At 50.7% G+C, this 24229-nt stretch carries 20 protein-coding genes and 1 CRISPR repeat array; of the genes, 14 read left to right on the top strand and 6 right to left on the bottom strand.

Features of this window, described 5'->3' with window-relative positions:
• Positions 1–501: 501 nt before the first annotated feature.
• Entirely contained in the window at positions 502–1026 is a 525-nt protein-coding gene (locus tag ACZ5EJ_RS06250; RefSeq protein ID WP_041353488.1) for a cytochrome P460 family protein, read from the top strand.
• 9 nt (positions 1027–1035) lie between these two features.
• Here ACZ5EJ_RS06250 and ACZ5EJ_RS06245 read toward each other — a convergent pair whose 3' ends face one another.
• The 5 genes from ACZ5EJ_RS06245 to ACZ5EJ_RS06225 are packed head-to-tail and all read right to left on the bottom strand — an operon-like array spanning position 1036 to position 5853.
• Positions 1036–2235, bottom strand: a complete 1200-nt coding sequence (locus ACZ5EJ_RS06245; protein ID WP_011634402.1) for an ABC transporter permease — start codon at positions 2233–2235, stop codon at positions 1036–1038.
• Between the two features lie 5 nt (positions 2236–2240).
• On the bottom strand, positions 2241–3443 hold the full coding sequence (locus tag ACZ5EJ_RS06240) for an ABC transporter permease (protein WP_011634401.1): 1203 nt from the start codon (positions 3441–3443) through the stop codon (positions 2241–2243).
• Positions 3440–4111, bottom strand: coding sequence for an ABC transporter ATP-binding protein (locus tag ACZ5EJ_RS06235; protein WP_011634400.1), 672 nt, complete (start codon positions 4109–4111; stop codon positions 3440–3442). The genes ACZ5EJ_RS06240 and ACZ5EJ_RS06235 overlap by 4 nt, the downstream gene beginning before the upstream one ends.
• A complete protein-coding gene (locus tag ACZ5EJ_RS06230) occupies positions 4108–5262 on the bottom strand; it encodes an efflux RND transporter periplasmic adaptor subunit (protein WP_011634399.1) in 1155 nt (384 codons plus the stop codon). The genes ACZ5EJ_RS06235 and ACZ5EJ_RS06230 overlap by 4 nt, the downstream gene beginning before the upstream one ends.
• Positions 5263–5274: 12 nt before the next feature.
• Positions 5275–5853: a DUF2062 domain-containing protein gene (locus tag ACZ5EJ_RS06225; RefSeq protein WP_011634398.1), complete on the bottom strand. Its 579-nt coding sequence runs from the start codon at positions 5851–5853 to the stop codon at positions 5275–5277.
• Positions 5854–6000: 147 nt separating this feature from the next.
• Between ACZ5EJ_RS06225 and ACZ5EJ_RS06220 the strand changes: the two genes are divergently transcribed.
• The 13 genes from ACZ5EJ_RS06220 to ACZ5EJ_RS06160 all read left to right on the top strand — a co-directional run bounded on the left by ACZ5EJ_RS06220 (position 6001) and on the right by ACZ5EJ_RS06160 (position 23872).
• Positions 6001–7656: a MutS-related protein gene (locus ACZ5EJ_RS06220; RefSeq protein WP_011634397.1), complete on the top strand. Its 1656-nt coding sequence runs from the start codon at positions 6001–6003 to the stop codon at positions 7654–7656.
• A 144-nt stretch (positions 7657–7800) separates the two neighbouring features.
• On the top strand, positions 7801–8910 hold the full coding sequence (locus ACZ5EJ_RS06215) for a 3-deoxy-7-phosphoheptulonate synthase (RefSeq protein WP_011634396.1): 1110 nt from the start codon (positions 7801–7803) through the stop codon (positions 8908–8910).
• Between the two features lie 30 nt (positions 8911–8940).
• Positions 8941–9420, top strand: coding sequence for a hotdog fold thioesterase (locus ACZ5EJ_RS06210; RefSeq protein WP_011634395.1), 480 nt, complete (start codon positions 8941–8943; stop codon positions 9418–9420).
• 6 nt (positions 9421–9426) lie between these two features.
• Positions 9427–13188 (top strand): ATP-dependent RNA helicase HrpA, encoded by a 3762-nt coding sequence (gene hrpA, locus ACZ5EJ_RS06205; RefSeq protein WP_074455628.1) that lies wholly within the window; start codon positions 9427–9429, stop codon positions 13186–13188.
• A 606-nt stretch (positions 13189–13794) separates the two neighbouring features.
• Positions 13795–16278, top strand: a complete 2484-nt coding sequence (cas3, locus tag ACZ5EJ_RS06200; RefSeq protein ID WP_218117866.1) for a CRISPR-associated helicase Cas3' — start codon at positions 13795–13797, stop codon at positions 16276–16278.
• Positions 16279–16291: 13 nt separating this feature from the next.
• Entirely contained in the window at positions 16292–17800 is a 1509-nt protein-coding gene (gene casA / locus ACZ5EJ_RS06195) for a type I-E CRISPR-associated protein Cse1/CasA (RefSeq protein ID WP_218117867.1), read from the top strand.
• A gap of 3 nt (positions 17801–17803) precedes the next feature.
• Entirely contained in the window at positions 17804–18346 is a 543-nt protein-coding gene (gene casB, locus ACZ5EJ_RS06190) for a type I-E CRISPR-associated protein Cse2/CasB (protein ID WP_074455631.1), read from the top strand.
• Positions 18343–19020, top strand: a complete 678-nt coding sequence (gene cas6e, locus ACZ5EJ_RS06185; protein ID WP_074455632.1) for a type I-E CRISPR-associated protein Cas6/Cse3/CasE — start codon at positions 18343–18345, stop codon at positions 19018–19020. The genes casB and cas6e overlap by 4 nt, the downstream gene beginning before the upstream one ends.
• A 14-nt stretch (positions 19021–19034) precedes the next feature.
• Complete coding sequence (cas7e, locus tag ACZ5EJ_RS06180) at positions 19035–20066, top strand: type I-E CRISPR-associated protein Cas7/Cse4/CasC (RefSeq protein ID WP_074455633.1); 1032 nt, start codon at positions 19035–19037, stop codon at positions 20064–20066.
• On the top strand, positions 20063–20773 hold the full coding sequence (gene cas5e / locus ACZ5EJ_RS06175; RefSeq protein WP_074455634.1) for a type I-E CRISPR-associated protein Cas5/CasD: 711 nt from the start codon (positions 20063–20065) through the stop codon (positions 20771–20773). Before cas7e ends, cas5e begins: the two co-directional genes overlap by 4 nt.
• Positions 20774–20778: 5 nt before the next feature.
• Positions 20779–21654, top strand: a complete 876-nt coding sequence (gene cas1e / locus ACZ5EJ_RS06170; protein WP_074455635.1) for a type I-E CRISPR-associated endonuclease Cas1e — start codon at positions 20779–20781, stop codon at positions 21652–21654.
• Positions 21632–21922 (top strand): type I-E CRISPR-associated endoribonuclease Cas2e, encoded by a 291-nt coding sequence (gene cas2e / locus ACZ5EJ_RS06165; protein ID WP_074455636.1) that lies wholly within the window; start codon positions 21632–21634, stop codon positions 21920–21922. Before cas1e ends, cas2e begins: the two co-directional genes overlap by 23 nt.
• A 43-nt stretch (positions 21923–21965) precedes the next feature.
• A CRISPR array of direct repeats spans positions 21966–23704; the repeat unit is 29 nt; unit sequence GTCTTCCCCACGCCCGTGGGGGTGTTTCT.
• Positions 23705–23710: 6 nt separating this feature from the next.
• A complete protein-coding gene (locus ACZ5EJ_RS06160) occupies positions 23711–23872 on the top strand; it encodes a hypothetical protein (RefSeq protein ID WP_439822765.1) in 162 nt (53 codons plus the stop codon).
• 48 nt (positions 23873–23920) lie between these two features.
• Here the strand turns inward: ACZ5EJ_RS06160 and ACZ5EJ_RS06155 are convergent, their stop codons facing one another.
• Positions 23921–24229, bottom strand: a complete 309-nt coding sequence (locus tag ACZ5EJ_RS06155; protein ID WP_011634390.1) for a (2Fe-2S) ferredoxin domain-containing protein — start codon at positions 24227–24229, stop codon at positions 23921–23923.

Here is a 24229-nt window from a genome sequence, read left to right as displayed (position 1 = left end):
TGTAGCGCAGATTAAGCAAGGGCTGATTGTGTTTGCGATGAGCGATAGTCAAATTGAATGTATGGAGGATCAAGTAGCCATCTGCTTTTGATCTCTACTTTGTTTAATCGCGTCACAAATTTAACGCCGAAAACGACATCTGCTAACAATTTTCAGCCGCTTAATCAAAACCATTTTTTCTGAGCTGTTTTCATAAGTTTGAATGTCATTATCAGCGTTGTGGTTCTATTTCCGCCGTTTACATTGACGTTTTGCATGTCCGGAGAGATATTCCGGTCAGTCTGCAAGATGATTAAGGATGGGTATTTTCTGACTCTGCAGGAATTTCTGTGATGAGTATCATCATCCAGATGATAGGTTTCATGATTTGTATGGGGAGCGTCTATAATGTCAGTGGAATTTGCGTGTTTTACACGTATGTTTCGTTTTCCGCTCAAAAACAAAGTAAATCATGTTTGCTGGTGATTTGCCCGCAGAATGATTTTTAAAAGGAGAGAAAAAATGAAATCAAGTTTAGGTTTGTCTGCACTGATCGGTTTAACGTTGTCATTCCCTGCCTTTGGGGGAGGAAACCCGGAGTTTGTTAAGTTTCCGGAAAATTATACTGAGATATTTTCGCAATATGGCACCGCTAACCGTGCTAATCAAACACAGTTAGCAAAATTCTATGCAAATAAGATTGCCGTGGATAGCTACAAAAAAGGTGAGGAGGCTGCTCCCGGTTCAGTTGTGGTCATGGAAATATATATACCCAAGAAAGATGCCGAGGGCAAAATCCAATCGGGTGAGGATGGCTTGTTTGTCATCGACAAACTGGCTGCTGTAGGTGTTATGGAAAAAAGAAGTGACTGGGATGGCACTTTTAAAGCAGAAGATCGCTCCGGTAACTGGGGGTTTGCCTTGTATGAACCAAATGGCAAAGTAAAGGATAACGATCTGAATTGTGCACAATGTCATAACCCGTTACAGAAACAGGACAATCTATTTTCCTTCCAGAAGTTAGTGGATTACGTAAAAAATCACTGAAGCCAGGCTTTACTCAGCGCGTAGGGCATCCACCGGATTAAGACGGGCTGCGCGTATGGCGGGAACAATGCCCGCTGCCAGCCCGATTACCCCTGACAGGAGCAATGCCGCGATGACATAGCGCCACGGGATGCTGATGGGCAAATCGCTGACCAGTATTCCCAGTAGTCCGGCAATCCCTGATCCTGTGATTAATCCGACAATCCCCCCCAGCGTCGAAAGCGCGGTGGATTCCAGCAGGAACAAGATACGGATACGCATGGGGGTTGCACCCAATGCATTCAGCAAGCCGATCTCGGCCATCCGTTCTGTTACAGTGATGTGCATCAGTGTGATCATCCCCACCGCTCCGACCAGCAATGAAATTCCTCCCAATACCGCGACGGCAAAAGTCAGTACATTCAGTACGGTAGAGAGTGTACTGAGCATCTGCTGCTGTGGTGTTATCGTAAAATCTTCACGCCCGTGCCGTTTAAGCATGATACGTTTGATATCTTGCGTGACTTCATCCAGTGGTGTGGCTGGCGGATAGACTACCTGAATTTCCATCACACCTTCCCGGTTGAAAACTTCCAATGCCCGTGCTGTGGGAATGTAAACCGTATCATCCAGATCAAAACCCAGTACCTGGCCCTTGGAGGCCATGACACCAATGATACGAAAACGTGAACCACCGACCTGCAGTACCGAGCCAAGCGGATTGGTACTGCCGTACAGCTCCTTGTGTACTTTTGCACCGAGCACAGCAAAGGCGCGTGGATTACGCGGATCGTCCGCTGGTAGGAATTGCCCGATCGCAGTGTGCATATTAAATGCCCGATCGAAATCCGGCCCCTGGCCATATACAGTAACTCGTCGGCTGTGGCCGTTACCGCGTACTTCCGCGTTCCCGGTGACGGTTGCATTGGTATAGACCGCATGGCGAGAGGATTTCAGCGCGAGCGAATCCTCAATTGTCAACAGGCGCACACTGCTAATTGATCCGGTCGAAGCACCTCGCGTACGAGTCTTGCCGGGTGTGATATTCACAATGTTGGTTCCAAACTGGGTGAATTCGGATAACACAAAACGCTGGATACCTGCACCGATTGATGTTAACAGGATCACGGCGGCAATGCCGATGGCAATACCGGATGCAGACAGAAATGTGCGCGTTCGGTGGGCGGTTAATGCGCGGAGTGCAAATCTCAGGGATTCAACAAGATTCATCGACTTTATCGCTTGCCAAGTGCATCAACCGGATCCAGTTTCGCCGCACGGATTGCCGGTAATAATCCCGCCAGAACGCCAGCCAATACTGCGACTCCTACCCCGGCAAAATTGGCCCAGAGTGGTGGCCAGGCGGGCAACAGCGGATATGCCAGACGTAGTGCCCAGCTGCCTGCCTGTCCCAGTATGAATCCGGCCAGGGCTCCCGCCAGGGATAGCCAGACGGCTTCAGCCAGAAAAATATAGCGAATGACAGCAGCCGGCGTGCCAATTGCCTTGAGTAGCCCAATTTCTGCCGTGCGCTGACTGACCGATACCAGCATAACATTCATCACCAAAATGCCGGCAACAGCAAGGCTGATGACGGCGATACCGGCAACCCCCAGTGTCAATGCACGCAGGATACGTTCAAATGTAGCCAGTACAGCATCATGGGCGATTACGGTGACATCATCTTCCCCGTCATGACGTCGAATGAGCGTTTGACGAATTGCTTCCCTGGCATTATCGATTTCGCCATGATGGCGGATTTCAATCAGCAACCGGAACAGCGAATTAGTGTTGAGTAATGTCTGGGCATGCTGGATAGGAATAATGACCAGTTCATCCGAGTTGTATCCCATGGATTCGCCTTGTTCCGCCATCACGCCGGTGACCAGAAAACGCCGATCACTCAGGCGAACGCGCTGCCCCAGTACATTTCCATCCGGGAAAAATTCCTGTGCAATCTTGGCACCCAATACAATCTGGGCACTGCTTTCATCCGCGCTTGAAAGAAATTTTCCCTGTGAAAGCTTCATGTGACGGATTGGGAAAATATCCGCGGTGGTGCCCATCAGCGTGACTTCCCGCAGCTTGCCTGCAGCAGAAAGTTCAGCCACACCGACATTCAGGGGAGCGTAACGCCTGACTTGTGGCAGCCTTCCTACCCAATGAGCATCATCCAGCGTCAGATCTCTTGACGTCTGGCCCATGACTGCGCCTGGAAAACTCCCTGCTGTTTCGGAACGACCAGGCAGGACAATAATCAGGTTGGTGCCGATCGAAGAAAATTCATTGACGACATACTGGCGCGCCCCATCGCCCAATGCAGTCAGAATGATCACTGCAGCCACACCCAATGCCATGGCCAGTATGATCAAAAACGAGCGAGCAGGGTAGCTGGTAATAGTTTTAAGGGAAAAACGCAGGAGATCCTGTAGTCTCATTGTTCGTCGGTTTCGATCCGACCATCGTGCATGGCAACCCGGCGCCGGGCGCGTAATGCCAGTTCGCGATCATGCGTTACGACGATAAGCGTGGTACCTGTTTGATTCAATGCTTCCAGCAACGTTGCTACTTCTGAGCCGATACGATGATCAAGATTGCCGGTGGGTTCATCCGCCAGCAATGCAGTAGGACGCAAGATCGTTGCGCGGGCAATGGCCACCCGCTGGCGCTGCCCGCCAGATAGTTCAGCCGGTCGGTGGTGTGCACGATCACTCAAGTTGAATGCCTGCAAGGTTTCTGCGATGCGCTCCTTACGCTCTATTGAAGGCATGCCAGTCAGTATCAGAGGAATTTCAATGTTTTCTGCAGCCGTCAAACGCGGGATCAGATGGAAAGATTGGAAAACAAAACCAATTTTTTCCCGGCGAACTTGTGCTTGCTCGGTTTCCGACAGTGCGGTGACGTCTCTGCCATCCAGTAGATAATGCCCGCTGTCCGGCCGGTCGAGTAAACCGATAACATTCAGCAGGGTTGATTTGCCCGATCCGGAAGGCCCCATGATGGAAACATATTCACCAGAGTCGATTGTCAGATCAATATGGTCAAGTGCATGGATAGCTTGATCCCCCATATGAAAAATCCGGGTGATACCCTGGAGCTGTATCATGGCTGAGGAGGTTTGGGGGTCACTTGTGTGCCCGTTTTGATTTCTCCATTATCGCCGGACAGCAGTACCTGATCCCCTTCAGACAACCCTTCAAGCACTTCGGTATAGGCCCAGTTTGCCAGGCCTGTTTTCAGCGTTTGCTCCTCAAGCCTGCTATCTTGATCCAGCACCCAAACCTTGTTGCCCTGACGGATCACCTGGGTGGGAACGCGTAGCACATTTTCACGATGATCAATAATTGCTTCGATATCTGCGCTATAACCCACCAGCAAAACAGCCTGATCAGGATTGGCAAATTCGGCTTCCACATCCACCGTGCGCGCCTGTTTCTCGACTTCAGTCACATAAGGGGCAATACGACGTACTTTCCCCTCAAAAATCTGGCCAGGGAGGGCATCCAGCGTGATGCGTGCAACTTGTCCCACCCGGATTTTGGGTGCATCGACTTCATCCATCGGCGCACTGACATACAGGCAGGAGTCATCAATCAGATCAACTGCTGGCGGGGTGGGAATTCCCGGCGGGGAAGGGGTGACATATTCGCCCAGTTCTCCTGTGATCTGAGCAATGACTCCAGCAAAAGGAGCAATAAGCTGTGTTCGATCCAGGTTGGCCTGGCTGACTGCAATCTGTGCACGCGCTCGCCTGACTTCTGCACCCGTGGCGGCACAGGCTGCCCGGTTGGCTTTGGCAGTAGCGCTTGCATCATCGGCACGCTGTACGCTAACAAATCCTTTCTCAACCAGTTGTTGGGTGCGGATATATTCACGTTGTGCGTTGTCAGCCAGGATGCAGGATTCCTGTCGCCGGCTTTCTGCTGTAGCCAATTGCTGCTTTGCCAGATCATGTTGTGCTTGCAGATCGGTATTCCATAATTCAAGTAGCACCTGATCTTTCTTGATCCGATCTCCTTCTCTGATTTCCATACGGATGATCTGGCCACCTGCTTGTGGAGATAATTTGGCTCGTCGGCATGCCTTGATCGTGCCAGCGCGCGTATTGACCACCGTGGCTTCAACGGCACCGCGACTAACGGTCGCCAGTTCCACTTCCAGAGGCTGGCTTCTGGTTAAATGCCAAGTGATGTACCCTGCTGCGGTAATCAGTAGCGCAATGCCTGCTATGCGAAGCAGTAAACGTGTTCCAGGCATGAAGATGAAAGGTTAGGGGTTATTGTTGGAGTGACGCTTACGCTTGGCTCGTTTATGCCATGTATGGATAACGTAGTAACGCCAGAACATGCGTACCGCGAAATAGCCGGTGACAGATAGCAGGGAGGCTAGTAAAAATAGCCCGACAATCAGTGGTTTCCCGAGGGTTGCCAGATAGTCCGTCAGTACGGGAGCCCATTCAGAAAGATGTTTGTCCAGCAAATGCAATTCTAGTGGAGGCAGGTCATCCATGCTACTTATCTTGCTGCCGGTCGCCCAGCTACCCAAAAAATACGCTGCTATATAAAGCGGTACGATAGTAAAAGGATTGGAGTAAAGCGTCGTAAATACAGCGATGGGCAGATTGACCTTGAAAATCACGGAAAACAGAGTGGCAAAAAAGAACTGCACCGGATTGCTGCCCGGAACCAGACCGGCGAACAGACCGGCAGCTACTCCTCCGGCAACAGAACGGCGGTGTAAATGCCAAAGGTTATGATGATACAGCAGCGTGCCAAAAAATTTCACAAAGCGGCTCTGCTGGATACTTTCGTGAGAAGGCAGATATTTTTTAAAAATTTTACGCAGCATGATTCTTGCCCGAAAAAATTAATTACTTAGTAATTAATAGTAAGGCGATGAGGGAGGTTTTATCACCATTAATCCCTGCATGAGGTAGTAAAATCGTCTAAAGTTGTACGAGCTAAGTTCAATTGCAATCCATCAATATATAAAAATATGAATGATACATCACAAGCTGTTACTGCTTCTGTCTGGCGCGAAAGTTTCATTTTGTCATCCGGCAAACATCAGACGCAGATACGGGATACAAAACCCACTGCAGATAATTACGGGGCACTGGATGCCAAGACTTTTGTTGCGGTGGAGGCTGATGCCCTGTTTGATGAAATCAACCATGCACAGACCCGGGTAGGGCAATCCGTATTGTACCGCTCAATTGCGCGCCCGGTGACCGATGCTGCATTATTACAAAGCAAGCAGGAAGCGTTGCGTGAACTTGAATCCAATCCTGAGCTGTTGGACGCCCTGGAAAAGTACATCAAACGAATGGCGTTCGATGAAACCTCACTATACCATCTGCTTTACGGCGAGTTTGCAGGCGGACTGACGACCGATGATCCCAAAGATAAAACCGGTAAGGAAAGACTGGAATTTGGTGGATACGGCTATCGTCAGTTTGTTGATGGCACTGGTTTTGCCGTAGATATGGTAGATCAGGCAGAAGCGCTTCCCACTCCCAATAGTGATTACCTGCGCACGCTGGTGCAAGCGTTGCGTGATTTTGCCCGGACACGTACTTATTCACTCATGCATGGACCCATCTATGTCTCGGAAAGAAAATTTCTGACAAGAGAAGAAAAATCTCGCTTACCTATTCCGCGATTTCGCCCCTCTGTGTTCAAGTGGCCGTTTATCGGTTTCTTTCTGGTTTTTATGGCCGGTCTGCTTTTTTTCTTTCAGAGTACACTGAGCGAGCTGGGTGCCAGCTACATTGGCTATGGGGTTTTGATCCTGCTTGTGCCGATCATTCCGATCATTTTACAAGCAGTCAGTGCATCCGACCGGGATTCGGTCATCTACCCGCTGCAGAAACTGTTTCGGAGTAGTCCGGAATTGGCTAGAGCAATTGAAGCACTGGGGATGATTGATGAATTGCTGGCATTGCGTCGGCATGCGCATTCCATACCAGGAGATTCCGTTCTGCCGGAAATCTATAGGAACGAACGTCACACACTGGTTGCTTCTGCCGCCAAAAACCCATTGCTGGTACGGACGCATCCGGATTATGTTCCCAACGATATTACGCTGGATAACAATAAACGCTTGCTGATCGTGACGGGGCCAAACAGCGGTGGAAAAACCGCCTACTGCAAAACGGTTGCTCAGATTCAGCTGCTGGCGCAAGCCGGAGCGTATATCCCAGCAACGCAAGCACGAATAGTGCCTGCAGAGCATATTTTTTATCAGATTCCTGCTCCCGGCCAACTGGAGGAAGGAATGGGGCGTTTTGCACATGAGCTGAAACAAACCCGCGAAATCTTCTTCAATTCGACACCACGTTCTCTGGTGATACTGGATGAACTGGCGGAAGGCACCACCTTTGAAGAAAAAATGACACTTTCGGAGTATGTGCTGAAAGGATTTCATCAGCTGGGTGCCACCACGCTGCTGGTGACCCATAATCACGAATTGTGCGAACGTTTGCAGCAGGAAGAAATCGGAGACTATCTGCAAGTTGAATTCGTTTCAGAGAAGCCGACACACCGGCTTGTTCCGGGTGTCTCGCGCATCAGCCATGCAGACCGTATTGCCAGTGCAATCGGTTTCAGCAAGGAAGATGTGGCCAGTCATCTGGCTTCGTTACAGGAATGATGGAGATTAGCGAGACATCGCAGTAAAATAGACCTACTTGTTAAGGCAGAGCTGAACCACATAATGTAACAGTGAACAGTGGATAGTACGTTTTTGTGGAGTAGCGAGGACAAATGGAGAGAAATAATCATCGAGGAATTATCAGTGGAACATAAAACTGACGATCGGCGCATTATCAGAGGAGATGAGCTGATCACGCCAGTGCAACTGCTTCGTGAGCACCCTCTGACCGAGCGTGCAACGGAAACAGTGGTCACTGCCAGGCAGGAGTGCCATGACATATTGCGGGGAGAGGATGATCGGTTGCTTGTCATTTGCGGCCCGTGTTCAATTCATGATGTAGATGCAGCCGTAGAATATGCTTCCCGGCTGAGTCGTCTGCGTCAGGAGCTGAAAGGTCAGTTACATATCATTATGCGGGTTTATTTCGAGAAACCCCGCACAACCGTTGGCTGGAAAGGCCTGATCAATGATCCGGATCTGGATAACAGTTTCAATATTGACAAAGGGTTACGACTGGCTCGCAATTTATTGCTGAAACTGGGCAATACAGATATGCCGGCTGCTACTGAATTTCTTGATCTGATCAGCCCGCAGTATGTGGCCGACCTGATTAGCTGGGCAGCTATCGGTGCCCGGACAACTGAAAGCCAGGGACATCGCGAACTGGCCTCCGGTGTTTCGTGTCCGGTAGGGTTCAAGAATGGCACCTACGGTAATCTGAATATTGCAATTGATGCAATTAGTGCAGCCTCCCACCCGCATAATTTCCTGTCAGTCACCAAAGAAGGACGGGTGGCCACTTTCACAACCAGGGGAAATGAGGATTGTCATATCATCCTGCGTGGCGGAAGATCACCGAATTATGATGTAGGAAATGTTGCTTCTGCAGTTGAGGCGTTAACAAAAGCTAAACTGCCTCCTTATCTGATGATCGACTGCAGCCATGCGAACAGCCACAAGGATTATCGGCGTCAGCCGGAAGTGGCTGCTGATGTTGCACGACAAATTACGGAAGGTAATCGCTCAATCAGTGGTGTCATGCTTGAAAGCCACCTGGTGGCAGGTCGGCAGAATGTGGAAGGCAAACAATTGAAAGAGCTGGTTTACGGACAGAGTATTACAGACGGCTGTATTGATTTCGAGACAACACAACAGGTACTTTCCGATCTGGCCGAAGCAGTGGAAAAGCGCAGAGGTAAACATCGCGCCGAACCGGTATTGATCCCAATCCATTCTGCTGCAAATTCCTGAGCCCCGACCTGTTAAGTATGTGGAGACAATATGAGTTCTGATCAAGCGATCTGGTTTAAAAACTACACTATTGATTATCTGGAAGGGTTGCGTAATGCCAATATGGGTGTGCATATTGGTATACGCTTCCTGGAAGTTGGCCCGAATTTCCTTAAGGCCAGCATGCCGGTAGATCATCGCACCACCCAGCCTTTTGGTATTTTGCACGGGGGTGCCAGCTGCGTGCTATCCGAAACCCTGGGCAGCGTATCCGCGTGGATGACGATCAACCCTGAAATTTACCGGGCTGTTGGCATTGAAATAAATGCCAACCATATCCGGGCAGTGGCTGAAGGAAATGTCATTGGTGTATGTACGCCGTTGCATGTCGGCAGACGCATCCAGGTCTGGCAAACGGACATTACCGAGGAGGCCACTGGCAAGCGTGTTGCTGTTTCCAAGCTAACCGTTGCCATTATTGAGCAGGGCACACTCAGCAACCAGAAAGAGACCATCATCGTCGGCAAGTAACATTTATTGGCACCTCCCTCCGAATCAATTACCCGCATCACCTATCCGGAAGAACTGCCGGTCGTCGCGCGACGTGAAGAAATCGCGCGCGCGATCGCGCAGCATCAAGCCGTTATTATCTGTGGTGAAACCGGTTCCGGCAAAACCACGCAGTTACCAAAAATATGCCTGGAACTGGAACATAGTATTGGAGAGCAGCGGGGTGCCAAAAAACTGATTGGTCATACCCAGCCCCGGCGTATTGCTGCCAGAACCGTTGCTGCACGTATTGCCACGGAACTGAACAGCCCGCTTGGACAACTGGTCGGCTATAAAGTCCGCTTCTCTGATCAGACGCATCCTGATACACGTATCAAGTTGATGACCGATGGGATCTTGCTGGCTGAAACACAGCAAGATCCCATGCTGCGCGCCTATCAAACCATCATCATCGATGAAGCGCATGAGCGCAGCCTGAATATCGATTTCCTGCTCGGCTATCTCAAGCAATTACTGCCGCGCCGTCCGGATCTGAAGCTGATTATTACATCCGCCACCATTGATGCCCAGCGCTTTGCTTCCCATTTTAATAATGCACCTGTCATTGAGGTATCTGGCAGATTATTCCCGGTAGAGATCCATTACCGGTCGTTCAACGATCAGGCAGATGGTGAGGAGCGTGATCTGTCCCGAGTCATTCTGAATGTGGTTGATGAAGCCATGCACATGGGGGAGGGAGATATGCTGGTATTCCTGCCCGGAGAACGGGAAATACGGGAAACCGCAGAAATCTTGCGTAAACACACCTTTTCCGGCCCCGGTAGCAGGGCTGGCACAGAGATCTTGCCCCTGTTTGCCCGATTGTCCCACACAGAACAGGCGCGTATTTTTATGCCTGGCCAACGGCGACGCATTGTGCTGGCCACCAACGTTGCCGAAACTTCACTCACGGTTCCCGGTATTCGCTATGTGATTGATACCGGGTTGGCACGCATTAATCGTTACAGCTATCGCAACAAGGTGGAGCAGCTGCTGATCGAGAAAATTTCCCAGGCTTCGGCCAATCAGCGTGCTGGACGATGCGGCAGGGTGATGAACGGCGTATGTTTTCGCCTGTATTCAGAAGAAGATTTTGCTGCCCGCCCGCAATATACCGATCCGGAGATTCTGCGTTCCTCGTTAGCGGCGGTTATTTTGCGCATGAAATCGCTGAAAATTGGAGATGTGGAACAGTTTCCGTTTATTCAGCCGCCTGCTGCGCGCATGATTGCCGATGGTTACCAGCTTTTATCGGAACTTGGTGCGCTGAATGAGCAAAAAGGGCTGACACAAACCGGGCATCAACTGGCAAGGTTTCCCATCGATCCTAAAATTGCCCGCATGATTATTGCCGCCAGGCAAGAAAACTGCCTGACCGAAGTGCTGATCATCGCTTCCGCCCTCAGTCTGCAGGATCCGCGTGATCGACCATTTGAACATCAACAGGCGGCTGATCAAGCGCACCAGCTATTCCGCGATGATCGCTCCGATTTCATTGGTTATCTCAAATTGTGGGATTTCTATAACGATCTGCTCAAACACAAAAAATCCAATAGAAAGCTGATTGAACAATGTCAGAAAAATTTTATTTCCCATCGCAGAATGCGGGAATGGCGCGAGATTCACGGCCAGTTGCATACGCAGATTCAGGAAATGGGGTTACGTCCTAACCAGGTTCCTGCCAGTTATGATGAAATTCACCGGGCGCTGCTGTCCGGCCTGCTAGGTAATATCGGCTTCAAATCGGATGAGAAGGGGATATACGAAGGTGCGCGTGCAATCAAGTTTTCAATTTTCCCTGGATCATCCCTGAGAAAAAAACAGCCGAAATGGGTAGTTGCGGCCGAGCTGGCAGAAACCACCAAACTTTATGCACGTTGTGTAGCCGCCATCGATCCAATCTGGCTGGAAAAAATCGCTGGCAAACTGTGTAAAAAACACTACTTTGATCCGCACTGGGAAAAACAGCGCGCACAAGCTGTCGTGTTTGAGCGTGTCACCCTGTATGGCCTGACCATCGTACCCAAACGATGCGTGGCTTATGGCCCGATTGACCCAGCCCATGCACGCGAAATTTTTATCCGTGAAGCATTGGTCGCAAGAGCATATAAAAGCAATGCACCTTTCCTGCAGCACAATCAGCAGTTGATTGATGAAATCTGCGAACTGGAAAGCAAGGTGCGAAGGCAGGATATTCTGGTGGATGATCAGCAGATATTCGAGTTTTATGCTGCGCGTATTCCTGCAGATATTAGTAGTGGCAATACCTTTGAAAAATGGCGCAAGCAGGTAGAACAGATTGACCCCAGGCTGTTGTACCTGACGCGGGAAATGCTGATGCGGCAAGCTGCAGATGCAGCAACCATCGAGCAGTTTCCTGAAACACTGGTAGTAGCTGGCCATGATCTGCCCTTGAGCTACCACTTTGATCCCGGTCATCCTCTGGATGGGGTAACAGTTACCATCCCGCTGCCGTTACTCAATCAATTCATACCGTTTCATTTCGACCGGTTGGTACCGGGGTTAATCCGGGAAAAAGTGACCTGGTATGTGAAGATGTTACCCAAGCCGATCCGCCGCCACGCCATTCCGGTGCCGCAATTCGTTACCCGCTTTCTGGAATGGCTGGACACCTGCCCGGATCAGGCTGTGCTGCTTGCTGAATCCCTGTCCATATTCATCCGCAACGAAACTGGAATCAAGGTGCCGCTGGATAGCTGGGATGACAAATCGTTACCCGTGCATTTGCAAATGAATGTCAAAGTGATCGACGATGCCGGCACCACGCTGGGCATGGGGCATGATCTGGCTGAATTAAAAGCACAATTTGGCCAGACAGCACAGCAATTATTTACGCGTGGCGCGGGAGCAGAGCCCAATTCAATCGAGCGTGACGGCATCACCCAATGGGATTTTGGAGAATTACCACAGGAAACCCGTTTTAACCGGGGCAATCAGCAACTGACCGGCTATCCGGCACTGGTTGATCAGGAGCAAAGTGTTGCCATTCGTATATTTGATACGCAGCAAGGCGCGCAACACAGTATGCGGGGAGGGGTGCGGCGGTTGTTATGCCTTGCGCTTAAGGACAGAATCAGGCAACTGGAAAAAAATTTACCCGTTGATCAGAAAGCAATCCTACTCATGAGCAATTTAATCGAGATTGGCAGGCTCAGGGAAGATATCCGTTCGGCCATCATTGATCTGGCTCTGATCGGCGATGATCCGCTACCGCGTAACGAACATGAATTTACCGCACAATCTACACGTGCACGTACACGGCTGGGAGCTATTTCGCAGGAGATGGCCGAGCTGATCCAGACGATTGCCCAACCTTGTCAGGAATTGAAAAAGCGACTAGCCACTCTGGAAAAATCAGTGGCTTTCCTGAAAAAAGATCTGGAAACACAGCTGCACCACCTGATTTATCCGGGATTCCTGAGCACAACCCGCTGGCAGTACCTGCAACACCTCCCGCGTTATCTCAAAGGCATGATGCTGCGCCTCGACAAATACAACAAAAATCCGGAACGTGACCAGGAACAAACCGAAATCATCACCGCACTGTGTGAACAGTACGAACAACGCTTGCATAAACACCACCAGGCCAGCGTAACCGACCCGAATCTGGAAATATTCCGCTGGCAAATTGAAGAACTGCGTATTTCCCTGTTCAGCCAGGAACTGAAAACCCCCATGCCTGTATCAGTCAAACGCCTACAAAAACTGTGGGAAAGCGTGCATGAGTAGATGAACCCTATCTATCGAAATAGCATGTTGTGAGAATGCGATCAGTAAAGCCATAATTTCGTTTTTCTCTCCACTAATCAATTACATTCCCAAAGGCTATCTACGATAGCAGGCCAGTAAACATCTCTCTGTTTCCGAGTCTGGCCAAATTTCGGATATGGCAAGATGCCAGAAATCTTGTTGCAAAATATTCTTGGTGAATTTCTGCTTCCATGACTTCGATCAGCATTTCTCGCATGATGTATTCAACAGGAATTTCTCGACAATTTGTTTTAAGCGATGCCAGGGATAATTTGCATAGCTTCCACATCGCAATTGTAATTGTGAGTATAACGCGGTGGGTGCTAGAGGCTATTCGGGTAAACGGATATGAAAGGCAGCAAAAGGGTACAGCGGCACTAGGTTCCATATCAGCCTGCGATTCCTCCGTAATGACAGAATTTTGCAGAGGATCTCCAGATAGATTATTTAATATGACAAACAAAATTTAATATGTTGCGACGACGTCAATCTGGAAATTCAGACAATTTTCCCTGTATTCCATTTGCGAGCTGTCCTGCAAAAACATATCAACGTGATAACGGTTATGTTAATCCCGGTCGATCAGTGCCAGAGCACTGCCAAATTGTCGGTGAAGTAGCCAGGGCTCTGATTGCTCGTATTCCCTTGGCTTTACGGCCTATTTTTCCCGTTAATGCTCCCTTTGCCGCTGCCTGCCACGATATTGGTAAGGTCAGCCCAACTTTTGTGGAAAAGCTGCGACGGTATTTCACCAAGCCTGTGACCTGGCTGCCGGCCTTGCCAATCAATCCTGACTTAGAAAGGCAATGGGGTGGCCATGCCGGTATCAGCCAGGTCACAGCCAAGGCACTCCACGCGCCGCAATGGGTACCCGAGATTCTAGGCCAGCACCATGGTTTTTCTCCATCCATCGCCGGCAAACGCGCTGATGCCGAGCTTTTCGGTGGTCTTGCCTGGCTGCAGGAACGCAGTGCACTGGTGGATGAGCTGAAGCAGCGGCTTGGTATGGATTGGCCACAAATTTCTTCGCCAGAGCAAGCTCGCTTGGTGGCGGGCTTGACCAGCGTGGCCGACTGGATCGGTTCAGGTCAGCATTTTGAAGATCCGTCACAGCCTTGGCAGAATAATATCGAACGTGCCCTGGATGAAGCGGGTTTTATTCCTCCCGTTTATCAACAGAGTTTGAGCTTCGCCGAAGTGTTTGGTTTTGCACCACGTGCAGTACAAAATCAGCTAATTGAAGTTGTGAAAGAACCTGGTGTTTATGTATTGGAGGCGCCCATGGGTCTGGGTAAAACGGAGGCAGCGTTATACGCTGCCTATCAGGCGCTCCAATCTGGCCAAGCTTGCGGCATTTACTTTGCTCTGCCTACCCAGCTCACCTCCAACAAAATTTACCAACGCTTCAATTACTTTCTAGAGCGCATTCTTGCACCCAGCTGTTTGCATCGTCACGCCTTGCTGTTGCATGGTAAAGCCTGGTTGCAAACAATGGAAATGGGCGAGGAGGGGCGTCCCGGTGGTGCTTGGTTCGATCGGGCTAAACGCGGGTTACTCGCTCCCTTTGCTGTGGGCACCATCGATCAGGCACTGATGGCTGCCATGAACGTCAAACACGGTTTTGTGCGTGCCTTTGGCTTGGCGGGTAAGGTGGTGATTCTCGATGAAGTGCATAGCTACGACGTCTACACTGGTACTTTGCTCGATGCCTTGGTTGAACTACTGCGCAGCCTGCATTGTACGGTGATCATTTTGAGCGCCACGCTCAATCAGGAACGCCGTAGCCAGTTGCTCAAAACTCAGCTCACCAGCAACGCCTACCCGCTGATTACCGCTGCCAGCACAGGGCAGGCAGTACATGAGTTGGCCGTTGGGCCGCCTGCCGATACGCGAGTCAACATTATTTTGCTGCAAGACGAAGCCAAGGCGGTGCAAGCCGCGCTTGATCGTGCAGCGCAAGGGCAGCAGATACTGTGGATAGAAAACACAGTGAATGAAGCTCAACAACGCTATCTGGATCTGGCGGCTCGTGCCCGTGAGCTGGGTCTGGATTGTGGCTTGTTGCATTCGCGTTTTACCGCCATTGACCGCCAAACTATCGAAGATCACTGGGTGGATTTATTTGGCAAACCCGGTTGGCCAATCCGCAACCAGCAAGGACGTATCTTGGTTGGCACCCAAGTGTTGGAGCAGTCACTTGACATTGATGCTGACTTTCTTGTCAGCCGCTTTGCACCTACAGACATGCTATTGCAGCGCATGGGTCGTTTGTGGCGCCACGCTGATACGCCGCGCGCTGCAGGTGCAATTTGCGAAGCCTGGCTACTAGCTCCTGATTTGGCTAGCGCTACTGAATCGCCTATCAGCAGCTTCGGTGCCAGTGCTTTTGTCTATGCGCCCTACGTACTGTGTCGTAGCCTGGAGGTATGGCAGTCCATCCAGCAGCTTGTCTTGCCCGGTGATATTCGACGCCTGATTGAAGCGAGCTATGCCAGTCGTGATGAGCAGGGACAGATGGTGCGCTGGCTGTATGAGCTGGATCACGGCACCCAAGGCCGCAACGCGCGTAAAGGCCGGATTGCCTTGCAGCAATTGGCACGCATTGGTTTGGCGCAAGATGGCAAAACCTTGCCTGAATCCCAGGCGCAAACGCGCTATAGCGAAAATGACAGCCATGAAGTGCTGTTATTACGCTGTTTGTTTTATGACGAAATCAGCCAAACTACCCGCCTAACCTCGCTGGATAGGAAAATATTGGAATTACCTACTCAGCGCCACAAACTAACAAAACCGCAGTGGAAGGCCCTCACTGCCTATTTAATGCAGCAACTTGTGCCAGTACGTGCTCAGGATGCGCCCTTGGCACCTTCTCGTGAGCTGCTGGAGAAACTGGGCTTTCACCATTGCTTTTATCTGGGTGATCGCAACTGGGCAGATGACGAAAGCTTGCTGCGTCTGGCTCTGGTTGATGAGACAGGTCGGTTGCAAGGTCTCTACGGCGCGTCTACGCATGATCGCCATACCTTGGAATACCGAGATGAGCTGGGTTACCGGGTAGTGAAAAATTGAAATGGAGAATCTGATGACAAACATGTTGGAAAACCGGTTCAACCTGATCGACAAACCCTGGTTGCCTGTGGCCGATGTAGGACGGGTGAGCCTCAAGCAGATTTTCAGCAATTCGGAATATCGTGCCCTGGGCGGTAATCCAGTGCAGAAAATCGCCCTAATGAAGCTGCTACTGGCCATTGCCCAAGCTGCCTGCACACCTAAAGATGAACAGGAATGGAAAGCACTGGGTGCAAGGGGCCTGGCGCAGCGCTGCTTGGCCTATCTGGATAAATGGCACGATCGTTTCTGGCTGTATGGAGAAAAGCCATTTTTGCAGATGCTTGCGATTGCCAAGGCAAACCTGCAAAGTTATGGCGCGGTGCAACCGGAAATTTCCACCGGCAATACCACTGTACTGACCCAAACCCAGCAGGAACGCGCTCCCGATGATGCAGAAAGAGCTTTGTTACTGGTGAATTTGATGAGCTTTGCTTTGGGCGGAAAAAAAACGGACAACAGCGTGGTTTTGAGCACAGGCTATGCTGGTAAAAGTAATGACAAAGGCAAACCATCCACCGGTAAACCTGGGCCTGCAGTAGCCCACATGGGACTGCTACACAATTTTCTGTTGGGGCACGATCTGTGGCACAGTCTGTGGCTCAACCTGTTCACTCATCAGCAAATAGCGCAGATCAATCTTTTTCCTCAAGGTTGTGGTATTGCACCCTGGGAACAGATGCCGGAGGGTGAAGATTGCGCCATTGCCAAGCAGCTCAAACAATCGCTGATGGGACGTCTTATCCCGCTGTCTCGTTTTTGCCTGCTGGTCAAGGATGGCTTGCACTATTCCGAGGGGTTGCTACATTTAAGCTACAAAGACGGCCTTACAGATCCAACAACGGCTATTGATTACTCGGGTAAAGATCCCAAAGCATTGTGGGTTAATCCTGAAAAACGTCCTTGGCGAGAATTAACAGCTTTGATCAGTTTCATTTCACAGCAAAGAAACCAGGGGTTTCAATGCTGGCAAATTCAAGCCAGCCTTGATCGTGCCTGTGATGTCACTGAAAGCTTTGCACTTTGGTCCGGTGGCCTGTGTGTGAGCAGCAATGCTGGTGAGCAATACGTTTCTGGCAGTAATGATTTTGTTGAATCCCAGATCTGGCTGCACAGCAGTACGTTAGGTGCTCTCTGGTTTGCCCAGCTTCAAACTGAAATATCTGCGCTGGATACGATTGCAAAAACACTTTACGGCTGCGTCATGGCCTACTTCAAATCCCAGCTCGTTGATGGCAGCAAACTCGCCGCCCAGGCCACTAATCTTTTCTGGCAACTGTGCGAACGCGACTTTCAAACCCTGGTGGATAACTGCGATCAAGATGAAGCAAGCCAGATCCGGCGCAGAAAATTGCGCCTGTGCTTTGCTGATTATGTCCACCAGGCTTACAACCGCCTTTGCTCCAGCGAAACCGCTCGCCAGTTGGACGCCTGGGCCAAGTGTCGCCCCAATCTCAGTAAATATCTGAAACAGGAGGATTAATTCATGAGTACGGAAACGCCTGCTCGTCCCGTCAGCCGTGAAGAAAATTTTGTCAATTACCTGCTTGTCCGCATGCAACAGGATAAGGGTATGGCTGCCCGTTTGCGCCGTGCCGACAACCCCGCTACCGAATACCAAAGCTGGGAGTTTTTGGCGGGTTTTGGCATTGATTTGGAAAAAGAATACCAGCGCCTGCCTTTTGTCACCGTGGCCTCTGCACTGGCGAAAGCTAAAGCCGATCGCAACGGTAGTTTGAAGTTGGGTCAAGCCATTGCAGCCTGCTACGCCGATGGCAACCAGAGCGATCAAGCCAAGGCCAAACTGCGCCGCGTGCTGGCCTGCGATGAGCTGCCGGAATTGTGCCGTATTTTGCGTCCGATTCTAACGCTTATCGACAGCCGGGTAACGCAGCCGCTGGATTATGTGTGTTTGTTACAACAATTACGCCGTTTTGCCTTTGATGCACAAAAAAGCAAAGTGCAATGGGCGCAGGAATTTTATGATCGATCAGCGGACAGGCAGGCAGAAACGGGAGGCACCGCATGAACCTAACCGCCAGTATCCTTCATCTGGACCGTGCTGCCATCAAGGCGCTGCGCATCACCGACTCCTACTCTCTGCACCGCGTGGTGTACAGCCTCTATGAAGATAGCCGCAGTAGGGCAGAGAAGGCCGCTAGCCTATCCAGCGGCATTTTGTATGCTGATCAGGGTGGTGACTTTAATAGCCGCAAAATCTTACTGTTGGCCAATCGCATTCCCAGCGAACAGGCTGAAGGTGGCCACGGCCAGGTGGTTAGCAAACCGATTAACGATAATTTTCTGACGCACGAACGTTATCGTTTCAAGGTAATTGTTAACCCTACAAAGCGTGACCCGAAACGACGTGAATCTTTCTCTGAACAGAAAAGCCGCAGCGGCAAGCTTATTCCACTCAAGGGGCGTGAAGCTGTAGCCACCTGGTTTGCTGAGCGCGCGCCGGCTAGTTGGGGTTTTGCCGTGTCACTTGAACATTTGCAGGTTGATCGTATTGATGTGCTGCAATTCAACGATAAAGCGCAGAACCCTGTGACCCTGGCTCAGGCTCATATCAGCGGCCAACTACAAGTCACTGATCAAACACTGTTTCAGAAAAGTTTTGCTCAAGGTATCGGCCGAGGTCGTGCCTTTGGCTGCGGCCTGTTGCAAATCATTCCCCTTATTGATAACCCCTTTGCCTGATCAGGAGACAACTTATGAGCAATACCTGCACCAATACCCGCATCGAGTACCACATCCTGCAATCGTTTCCCGTTACCTGCCTCAATCGCGACGATGTGGGTGCACCCAAGACAGCTGTGGTCGGTGGCGTTACCCGTGCTCGCATCAGCTCACAATGCTGGAAGCGGCAGGTAAGGCTGGCGATGCGTAATTTTGGCATCAAGTTGGCGATGCGCACCAAGCAGGCTGCTACTGTCTTTGCTTACGCCTGTAAGGCTGCTGGCGCAGAAGAAGCCAAGGCAGAAGAGTGCGGTAAGAAATTGGCCGATTTGATTATTGACGATACCTTACTGTTTATCAGCGATACTGAAGCGGCAGCCTTTGCCGAGTACGCCAAGGAAAACGGCTTTGATGCCAGCACATTCAAAGATAAGGAGCTGGCCAAGATTGCTAAAAAGGCACTCAACCCGGCAGTGGACGCGTTGGATATTGCTCTTTTTGGCCGCATGGTCGCCAAAGCTGCAGAAATGAACGTGGAAGCCGCTGCTTCTTTTGCTCATGCTATTTCCACGCATAAAGTCAGCAACGAGGTAGAGTTTTTCACTGCTCTCGATGATTTGCAGATGGAGCCAGGATCAGCTCATATGGGTAGCCTGGAGTTCAACTCTGCCACCTACTACCGCTACGTTAGTCTGGATTTAGGTCAGTTGGCACAAACCCTGGGTGCAGAGGAACTGAAAAAAGCTATTGCTGCTTTCACCCAAGCGCTGTATTCGGCAATTCCAAATGCACGGCAGACGACAATGTCTGGCGCTGGTAACTGGGAATTTGCCCGTGTGCTGGTACGCAAGGGACAACGTTTGCAAGTGTCTTTTGAAAAGCCAGTAAAAGCCAAAGGTGAGGGTTATCTGTTGCCCAGCATCGATGAATTGAAAGCCTATCTCGACAAAAAAGAAAAACTCAGCGGCTCGCTGTTTGGCAAAGTGGCCGCCTACGATTGGGGTGAAAATGAGAACTTCAGTATCGACAACCTGGTCTCCGCCCTGCAGAGTCATGTAGATTTATGAACGATCCCTATCTTTTACTCTGGCTGGAATCCCCCTTGCAAGCTTGGGGGCATGATTCCAAATTCGGCCGCCGTGATAGCCTGGACTTTCCCACCAAGTCCGGCGTACTGGGGCTGATCTGCTGTGCTCGTGGCGCGGGGGATGAACAGGCCGAGTGGCTGGCAGCCTGGGCTAATCTGGATATGCGGGTAGTAGCTTATGTGCTGCAGGATGCTAAAGGCCAACCCCTGCTACGCCAGCCCTTGTTACGGGATTTTCATATGATCGGCAACGGCTATGACGATCAAGATCCCTGGCAAACTCTGCTAATCCCCAAAAAAAGCGACGGTGGCAAAGCCATGGGCGGCGGCACCAAAATGACCTACCGCTACTACCTGCAAGACATGGCGTATGCTGTCGCCCTGCAGGCACCGGCAGCATTGGTGCAGGAGGCTGCCGGTGCCTTGCAATCGCCAGTGTGGGATCTGTATCTGGGGCGCAAAAACTGCGTACCCAGCGAATTTATTTATCAAGGTATTTTCGACAGTGCTGAACAGGCTCTGGCTGCGGGGCAGAAGCTGGCAGATGAAAAAAAACGTACTTTTGCACTGCGCATATTGCAGGGCGAACATGACGGCGAGGTATTGACCCTGAATGATGTGCCATTGCAGTTTGGTGAACACAAGAAATACCGCGACCGGCGCGTCAGTGTGCAGCGATTGGAGTAGCAAGTATGGCAGAAGGACAACGACTATTCGTCAAAGTTACCCGTGAATCTTTACCTCAGATCAAGGATAAATATCCTTTCTTATACCTGGAACGAGGACGGTTGGAGATTGATGACAGTAGCATTAAATGGATTGATTCAAACAATAATGTAGTACCACTGCCTGTAGCCACACTCAATACATTATTGCTTGGTCCAGGCACGAGTATTACACATGATGCTGTCAAAACCGCTGCGGCAGCTAACTGTTCCGTTTGCTGGGTAGGCGAAGATTCTTTACTATTTTATGCTGCAGGTTTTTTGCCCACCGCTGATACACGTAACCTAAAAAAGCAAATTGAGCTTTCGGCAGATCCTAAAAAATCTATTGAAGTCGCGCGACGTATGTTTGCCCGCCGCTTTCCCGATGCTGACCTGGAAGGTAAGACGTTGCAGGAAATGATGGGCATGGAGGGCAGTCGTGTACGCAGCTTATACCAGCAAAAGGCCGAGCAATATCAGGTTGGCTGGAAAGGACGGAGTTTTACGCCAGGAAAATTTGAGACCAGTGACCTGACCAACCAGATCCTGACCTCCACCAATGCAGCTCTTTATGGAATTTTGTGCTCAGCGGTGCACAGCATGGGCTACTCGCCGCATATAGGCTTTATCCATTCCGGTAGTCCCTTGCCTTTTGTGTACGATCTGGCTGATTTGTATAAAGAGGCATTGTGTATTGACTTGGCTTTTTTCATGACTCGTGAACTGGCTGGGCGCTACGATAAGCATCAGGTAGCGGCAAAATTTCGCGAACGGGTAGTTGAAATAGATTTGTTGGCTAAGGTGGGGGACGATGTAACTGTAATATTAGGAGGTGACCGTGCTCGTCGTTCTCGCAAATGATCTGCCACCCGCTGTGCGTGGACGTATGAAACTATGGTTCATTGAACCTCGACCCAATGTTTTTGTATCAGGCATCAAGGATTCAGTAGCGTCCACCGTGGTGGATTATCTTTACAAGCATTGCCCACCAGAATCCGGTTTGCTAATGGTGCGCTCAGTACCACAGCCACCTGGATTTGAAATACGCTGCATCGGCCCACCACGTAAACCAATGATTAATGTTTCCGGATTACAGTTAATTGTTGAAACCCTGAAAATCGGAAAATAACTAAATGTAGTCTGAAAACAGCATTCTTTAACAATATATTGCTGTCTTCCCCACGCCCGTGGGGGTGTTTCTGAAAAATCAAAGCATTGAAAGAGCTGATCTCAGTCTTCCCCACGCCCGTGGGGGTGTTTCTAGTTGGCAGGGTTCTGAGATATGGCCACCTGGGTCTTCCCCACGCCCGTGGGGGTGTTTCCCACGATTACTCTGGTTGCCATGAGCGCGGATGGGTCTTCCCCACGCCCGTGGGGGTGTTTCCACTGGGAGGATATAATCTCGTCGCGTATGATGGTCTTCCCCACGCCCGTGGGGGTGTTTCTGCATGATTTATCAAATGTAGGTGTGTCAGCTCGTCTTCCCCACGCCCGTGGGGGTGTTTCCAGCAGATGGCGTTCCAGCAGCAAATGGCGCGCGTCTTCCCCACGCCCGTGGGGGTGTTTCTTAGGGATTGTAGACAAGAGTACTATTAAATTAAGTCTTCCCCACGCCCGTGGGGGTGTTTCTTGATACCGTCTCTCTCAAGATGAACGTAGGGGGTCTTCCCCACGCCCGTGGGGGTGTTTCCAGTTGTTGGCATGGCACTGGCACTTGGAGTGTGTCTTCCCCACGCCCGTGGGGGTGTTTCTGGCAAGAAGCGCTGCCAGCTCCAAAAATGGAAGTCTTCCCCACGCCCGTGGGGGTGTTTCTGGATGAGGTCACGGGGAATTAAAAAAATAACCGTCTTCCCCACGCCCGTGGGGGTGTTTCCAAGCCCTAATCAAAGCAGACGCAGCGGGCAATGTCTTCCCCACGCCCGTGGGGGTGTTTCCTCGCTTGACGATTCCTCCCTGGAGGAAATCAAGTCTTCCCCACGCCCGTGGGGGTGTTTCTCGCTCCATACTGGTATAACTAGACTGAAACGTGTCTTCCCCACGCCCGTGGGGGTGTTTCTACTTACTGTACCCCTATCACGATATACGGATCGTCTTCCCCACGCCCGTGGGGGTGTTTCTGACCCAGGAGTACGACAGCCATTCCTTTTCGAGTCTTCCCCACGCCCGTGGGGGTGTTTCTCTCCTACCTTGGGAATATTGCTACTTGTATACGTCTTCCCCACGCCCGTGGGGGTGTTTCTCCATAAGTAGCTGTAGTGGATCTACCAGCGGAGTCTTCCCCACGCCCGTGGGGGTGTTTCTGCCCTAAAGAGATATAGAAAAATGTACCCTAGGTCTTCCCCACGCCCGTGGGGGTGTTTCTATCGATTCTCTGTGATGAGCCTGAAGGATAACGTCTTCCCCACGCCCGTGGGGGTGTTTCTAAGTCTATGTCTTCGCGCGCCATACCAGTGGTGTCTTCCCCACGCCCGTGGGGGTGTTTCTCGAGCAAAAGATGAAGAAGGCAGAATCTTCTGGTCTTCCCCACGCCCGTGGGGGTGTTTCTGGTCGCGCGATTGATGATGTTCCAGCGGTTGTGTCTTCCCCACGCCCGTGGGGGTGTTTCTATGTCCTTGTATGGCGTGGATACCAATGGTACGTCTTCCCCACGCCCGTGGGGGTGTTTCTGATGGCTACATAACCACTTGACCTCTAAGGTAGTCTTCCCCACGCCCGTGGGGGTGTTTCCTATTACAAGCTGTACTGGGAATCTCTGCAAGCGTCTTCCCCACGCCCGTGGGGGTGTTTCTGTCGGGACGCTATTTAACTTTGATATTAAGCCGTCTTCCCCACGCCCGTGGGGGTGTTTCTGCTCTTTCATGTCCTGCTTCCACGATTGAGGCGTCTTCCCCACGCCCGTGGGGGTGTTTCTGCTGGTATGGAAAAAGCAAAACTGGTAGCTGCGTCTTCCCCACAGGCGTGGGGAAGTTTTTTTATCCAGAAGTTTTATGAGCTGGTTGCATTAGTACAGAAAATTGAAACTGCAAAAAACAAGCATAACGCCTTTCTGAAAGAACTGGGTTTGCCGTTGTTACCGTGATAGCGGAGTGATTTTTGCAGGTTTTCGTTATTTCCGGATAAGGGGTGATCAGATTTTCAGGCGTTCGACGATTTGCCCATTTTTCAAATGGGATTCGATAATTTCGTCAATATCTTCCTGGTCAACGTAGGTGTACCAGACTTCTTCCGGGTAGACGACGATAACCGGACCCTCGTTGCAGCGATCGAGACAACCCGCATTGTTGATGCGTATTTTCCCTTTGCCGCTTAATTTGAGTTCTTTGATGCGCGCCTTGGCGTAATCGCGCATTGCCTGGGCGTGATAATCATTACAGCAGCCTTCACAGTTGCCACGTTGGTTAACGCAAAAGAAAACGTGATGTTGATAATAGCTCAT

The sequence above is a fragment of the Nitrosomonas sp. TNE100 genome (assembly GCF_055387135.1).
The sequence above is the reverse complement of the archived record's forward strand: the minus strand, read 5'-3'. Positions and strand labels throughout refer to the sequence as shown.